Annotated in this window: 3 protein-coding genes; all 3 read right to left on the reverse strand. The window is 65.9% G+C overall.

Annotated features, from left to right (window positions below; genetic code table 11):
- Window positions 1-152: 152 nt before the first annotated feature.
- The gene (locus tag VQ042_RS19670) at window positions 153-569 is read right to left on the reverse strand and encodes a hypothetical protein (protein WP_331822011.1); all 417 of its coding nucleotides are present in this window, start codon (window positions 567-569) and stop codon (window positions 153-155) included.
- Window positions 570-804: 235 nt separating this feature from the next.
- The gene (locus VQ042_RS19675) at window positions 805-4,683 is read right to left on the reverse strand and encodes a vitamin B12-dependent ribonucleotide reductase (protein ID WP_442880141.1); all 3,879 of its coding nucleotides are present in this window, start codon (window positions 4,681-4,683) and stop codon (window positions 805-807) included.
- 626 nt (window positions 4,684-5,309) lie between these two features.
- Window positions 5,310-5,807, reverse strand: coding sequence for a xanthine phosphoribosyltransferase (gene gpt / locus VQ042_RS19680; protein WP_331822013.1), 498 nt, complete (start codon window positions 5,805-5,807; stop codon window positions 5,310-5,312).
- Window positions 5,808-6,000: the final 193 nt, after the last annotated feature.

Genomic DNA, 6,000 nt, shown 5'->3' on the forward strand with positions numbered 1-6,000 from the left:
GTCGTGGCGGCGAAGGTCTGGAGTGTTGCCGTGGGACGAGCCCGCTGCGACTCTCCGGCTTCAGACGGTGCGACCGTCAGCGACGCTGCGGGGTGACCTCGGCCGTCACGCAGCCGAGCTCTTCGCATTCCAGCCGCACGCGGTGACGGCGCTCACTTGAAACTCTTGCCGTCCCATTTCACCGAGGTCTGCTGGCCGCCATGGGCGTGCATGGAAATGGCAGGGATCCGTCCCTCGCCGATCGTCACGCCGCCGCCCAGCACCTCGCCGACCTTCTTGAGGAGCCCGTCCCGACGGACGTAGAGATTCACCGAGCAGACCTGCATTCCGCAGAAGCTGCTGCGTCCGAACTGGCTGTTGCTGCAATAGATGGCGTCGTGGGCGAGGACGAGATCGGAATTGCCGTCGCCATCGAGGTCGCGCTCCATCACGCCGGCTGGATCGATGGTGCCTTGCTCGCCCTCGCAGGCGCTGGCGATCTCCTCCTTCACCACCCAGGCCGCCGCCTTGGTCCGCGCTTCGGCCGGCGGCGTGGCGAACGCCAGCGTCAGGCCTATCAACAGAGCCATCCTCATCACACACCTCCCGCTGCGTCACCCCCCGACAACCTGCCGGGGGACGGGGCGCAAGGCAAGCCGTGGGTTCTGGCCGGATCAAGGCATGGCAAGCGGACATGCCGTGTCGGCACGGGGCGTCGACCCAAGGCAGCCGGACCTCGGCGCTGCGAGTCGGTCGCGGCATGAAAAAGCCCCCGGAAGCCGAGCTCCCGGGGCCTTTATTAACTTTGGTGGTGGGCGTGACCGATCAGCTGCAGCCGCTGGTCGAGCCGCAGGTGTCGCATTTCAGGCAGGTGCCGTTGCGAACCATCGAGTAATTGCCGCATTCGGTGCAGCTGTCGCCCGTATAGCCCTTCATCAGTGCGATGGTGCGGCGTTCGGCGGTGGACGGCGCCGTCGCCACGTTGGCCGTGTCCCTGGCGCTCGCCTCGTAGGCCAGGGGCTGATCGAACAGGCCCTGTGCCGGCGTGACGTCCGTCGTCGGGGCCGGATCGGCCAGCGGTGCCTGCTCGTAGTCGCGCTTGAAGGCGGTCGCCGGCGAGCCCAGCGCCGTCGGCGACAGGACCGCCGCCGTGGCGGCCGACGTGGCAGGGCGCGCAGGGCTGCGGGCCGGAGACGCGCCGGCGGTGTTGGCCGCCGTGCGGGCGGTCGCGGTCACCGGCTTGTTGCCCGTCGGCACACTGGCGGCGCTGCCCTGGGGCTCGGTCGAGGAGATCAGCCGGAACCGTGCCGTCTGGCCGCGGACCATGCCGTGCGAGACCGGCAGCTGCTGCGGCTTGTCGCCCTCGACGCCGCGACCGATGGTCGAGGCGGTGAAGTCCTCCGGCTGGACATGGGCGAGATCATGCCGGTCCAGATAGGAGACGGCGAGCTCCCGGAAGACGTAGTCGAGGATCGAGGTGGCGTTCTTGATCGCCTCGTTGCCCTGCACCATGCCGGCCGGCTCGAAGCGGGTGAAGGTGAAGGCCTCGACATATTCGTCCAGCGGCACGCCAAACTGCAGGCCGAGGGAGATGGCGATGGCGAAATTGTTCATCATCGCACGGAAGGCCGCGCCTTCCTTGTGCATGTCGATGAAGATCTCGCCGAGGCGGCCGTCATCGTATTCGCCGGTGCGCAGATACACCTTGTGGCCGCCGACAATGGCCTTCTGGGTGTAACCCTTGCGCCGGTTCGGCAGCTTCTCGCGGTCGCGCACCACCTTCTCGACGATGCGCTCGACGATGCGCTCGGCCACCTCGGCGGCCTGGGCCGGCTTCGTGGCCGCAGCCAGCGCCGCGGTCGCCATCTCGACGGCGTCCTCGTCCTCGTCGTCCTCGTCGGCGATCAGCGAGGCGTTGAGCGGCTGCGACAGCTTGGAGCCGTCACGGTAGAGGGCGTTGGCCTTTAGCGCGAGCTTCCACGACAGCATGTAGGCCGCGTTGCAATCCTCGACCGTGGCGTCGTTGGGCATGTTGATGGTCTTGGAGATGGCGCCCGAGATGAAGGGCTGCGCCGCCGCCATCATGCGGATGTGGCTGTCCACCGAGAGGTAGCGCTTGCCGATGCGCCCGCAGGGCGTCGCGCAATCGAACACCGCCAGGTGCTCGGGCTTGAGATGCGGGGCGCCCTCCAGGGTCATCGCGCCACAGACATGGACGTTGGCCGCGTCGATGTCCTTGCGCGAAAAGCCCAGGAACGGCAGCAGCTCGAAGGTGAAGTCGGCGAGCTGCTCGTCCGACACGCCGAGCGTCTCCTTCATGAACGCCTCGCCGAGGGTCCATTTGTTGAAGACGAACTTGATGTCGAAGGCCGAGCCGAGCGCGGCATTCAGCGCCGCGACATGCTCGTCGGTGAAGCCCTTGGCCCTCAGCGAGCCCGGGTTGATCGCCGGCGCCTGGTTCAGATTGCCGTGGCCGACCGCATAGGCCTCCATCTCGGCGATCTGGCTCTCGGTGTAGCCGAGCGAGCGCAGCGCCTCGGGGGCGGCACGGTTGATGATCTTGAAGTAGCCGCCGCCGGCGAGCTTCTTGAACTTCACCAGGGCGAAGTCGGGCTCGATGCCGGTGGTGTCGCAATCCATGACGAGGCCGATCGTGCCGGTGGGCGCGATCACCGAAACCTGGGCGTTGCGATAGCCGTTCTCCGAGCCGAGTTCGACGGCTTCGGTCCAGGCCGTCTTGGCGCGGGCCGACAGCCGCTTGTCGCGGAGCGAGGCGTGGTCGAGCGGGACCGGGTCGACCGACAGGCCCTCATAGCCATTGGCGATGCCATGGGCGGCGCGGCCATGGTTGCGCATGACGCGCAGCATGTGCTCGCGATTGCGCTCGTAGTCGGGGAAGGTCCCCAGATGGCCGGCCATCTCGGCCGAAGTCTTGTAGGCGACACCGGTCATCAGCGCCGCGATGGCACCGCAGATCGACCGACCTTCGTCGGAATCATAGGGGATGCCTGCGGTCATCAGCAGGCCGCCGATATTGGCGAAGCCGAGGCCCAGCGTGCGGTAGTCGTAGGACAACCGCGCGATCTCCTTGGACGGGAACTGCGCCATCATCACCGAGATCTCGAGGACGATGGTCCACAGCCGGGTGGCATGCTCGAAGGCGCCGGTGTCGAAGCGCTTGATGCCCTCCGGCCCGTCCAGGCCTTCCTCGCGGAACTGGATGAGGTTCAGCGACGCCAGATTGCAGGCCGTGTCGTCGAGGAACATGTATTCCGAGCACGGATTGGAGGCGCGGATCGGGCCGGCCGCCGGGCAGGTGTGCCAGTCGTTCATCGTGGTGTTGTAATGCAGGCCCGGATCGGCCGAGGCCCAGGCGGCATAGCCGATCTGGTCCCACAGGTCGCGGGCCTTCAGCGTCTTGGCGACCTTGCCGTCGGTACGACGGATCAGGTCCCAGTCGCCATCATCCTCGACCGCGCGCAGGAAGTCGTCCTTCAGCGAGACCGAATTGTTGGAATTCTGGCCGGACACGGTGAGATAGGCTTCGGAATCCCAGTCGGTGTCGTAGACCGGGAACTCGATGTCCGTGTAGCCCTGCCGCGCGAACTGGATGACGCGCTTGACGTAGTTCTCCGGCACCTGGGCGCGCTTGGCGTCCTTGACGGCACGCTTCAAGGCAGGGTTCTTCATCGGCTCGAAGCAGTCCCCGTCCGGGCCCTCGCAGTTCACGCAGGCCGACAGGATGGCCTTGAGGTGCCTGGAGACGGTCTTAGAACCGGTCACCAGCGCCGCGACCTTCTCTTCCTCGCGGACCTTCCAGGAGATGTAGTTCTCGATGTCGGGATGGTCGATGTCGACGACGACCATCTTGGCCGCGCGGCGCGTGGTACCGCCCGACTTGATCGCACCCGCCGCGCGGTCGCCGATCTTCAGGAAGCTCATCAGGCCCGAGGACTTGCCGCCGCCGGCCAGCGTTTCGCCTTCGCCGCGCAGATAGGAGAAGTTGGAGCCCGTGCCGGAGCCGTATTTGAACAGGCGCGCCTCGCGCACCCACAGATCCATGATGCCGCCGTCATTGACCAGATCGTCGGCGACGGACTGGATGAAGCAGGCATGCGGCTGCGGATGCTCGTAGGACGAGGTCGAGCGGGTCAGTTCGCCGGTGCGGTAGTCGACATAATAGTGGCCCTGGCCGGGACCATCGATGCCGTAGGCCCAGTGCAGGCCGGTATTGAACCATTGCGGCGAGTTCGGTGCGACCTTCTGGGTGGCCAGCATGAAGGCGAGTTCGTCACGGAAGGCGAGGGCGTCGTCCTCGGAGGCGAAATAGCCGCCCTTCCAGCCCCAGTAGGTCCACGTGCCGGCGAGCCGGTCGAAGACCTGCCGCGCATCCATCTCGGAGCCGGTGCGCTCGCTCTCGGGGAGCTTGGCCAGCGCCTCCTCGTCGGCGACCGAGCGCCACAGGAAGGAGGGAACATCGTTCTCATCGACCTTCTTCAGGGCCTTGGGTACGCCCGCCTTGCGGAAATATTTCTGCGCCAGGATGTCGCTGGCGACCTGGCTGAACTGGGCCGGCACGTCGATGCCGGCGAGGCGGAAGACCACCGACCCGTCGGGGTTCTTGATCTCGCTCGTCGCCTTGCGGAATTCGACCGAATGGTAGGCGCTTTCGCCAGCCTTCGTGTACCGGCGTTCGATCTTCATGCCCATGGCGATGCCATCCTCGTCTATTCCGTGTTTGCCGCAACGAATCGCGCTGGCCAGCAAGGGAGCCCCTTCGTGCAGCGCGTCTTCATCGAATGTGGCCGTCTGGTGCATCTGGTATGCGGCCCGACTGGCGACACTAGATATAGTATATTCCGGGTGGTTAAGCGAACCTTAAATCGGCTCGCGGGGGACATGCGGCGGGCTTATCCACCATTCCCGTCCAGCCTGTGGACAGTCGTTCACACTTGTCCGCGGAGGCGCTCTCGCGGGCTCGCGCATCGCCTTCCGGGGCGGACGCTAGGGCGAGTCCGGCAAGGTGGTCAATGCGCTGTCTGCCGCGCGGCGTCTCTGTCTTAAGTGCAAGTGCGCGAAGCGGTTGAAAGCGGGGACAACCGGAAAAAGTTCGGCCCTGCGCGCGGCTTTGCCAACGCACTTGGCCGGGCACCGATGCGATCGGGCAACGCTTCCGAGCCAGGAAACGGCCTGTGGCGATTCGCTGGCGGCGTCACGGGCGAATCGGCATGCGGCTGTCACGGACGAACGGCCCCGAACTCGAAGCCCGAGACGAGAGGCATTGCGACAAGACTGCCCGAACGGGGGAGGGCCCCGATCGCGGCGCTATGTCAGCCGAGCGTGCTCTTGCTGATCGGCGCCTGGAAGGTGAGGCCCAGATCCCAGGGAAAGAAGATCCAGGTGTCCTGCGAGACTTCGGTGATGAAGGTGTCGACCAGCGGTCGCCCCTTGGGCTTGGCATAGACCGTGGCGAAATGCGCCTTCGGCAGCATGGTCCGCACGAGGCCGGCGGTCTTGCCGGTGTCGGTCAGGTCGTCGACGATGAGGATTCCCTCGCCCTCGTCCTTGATGAGCTCGGGCGAGATTTCCTTGAGAACCCGCAGCTCTCCCTGCTCGCTGTACTCGTGGTAGGACGCGATGCAGACCGTCTCGATCAGCCGCGTGCCGATCTCGCGGGCGATGATCGCGGCAGGCACGAGACCGCCACGGGTGATGCAGACGATGGCCCGCCAGTCATCGCGCTGGCTCGCCAGCCGCCACGCCAGTGCACGGGCATCGCGGTGAAACTGATCCCAGGAGACGGGGAAGGATTTTTCGACCGTGGACATGAGGCGCTTCCGGGCTGCTGGGAGGGAGCGGTTGCGATAGATCGAATCGCCCTGCCGACGCAAGCCGGATCACCGTGCAAGACAGGGCAATCGGGTGAGTTGGCGCGTGACATTTGGTGCAAGTACTGAATCTGTGGGTTCCCAATTGATTCGATTGGGAGATTGCGGGAATGGCTGTGTCCGACGAGGCGGT

Origin of the sequence: Aurantimonas sp. A2-1-M11, assembly GCF_036549475.1 — a bacterium.
Lineage (GTDB): Bacteria > Pseudomonadota > Alphaproteobacteria > Rhizobiales > Rhizobiaceae > Aurantimonas.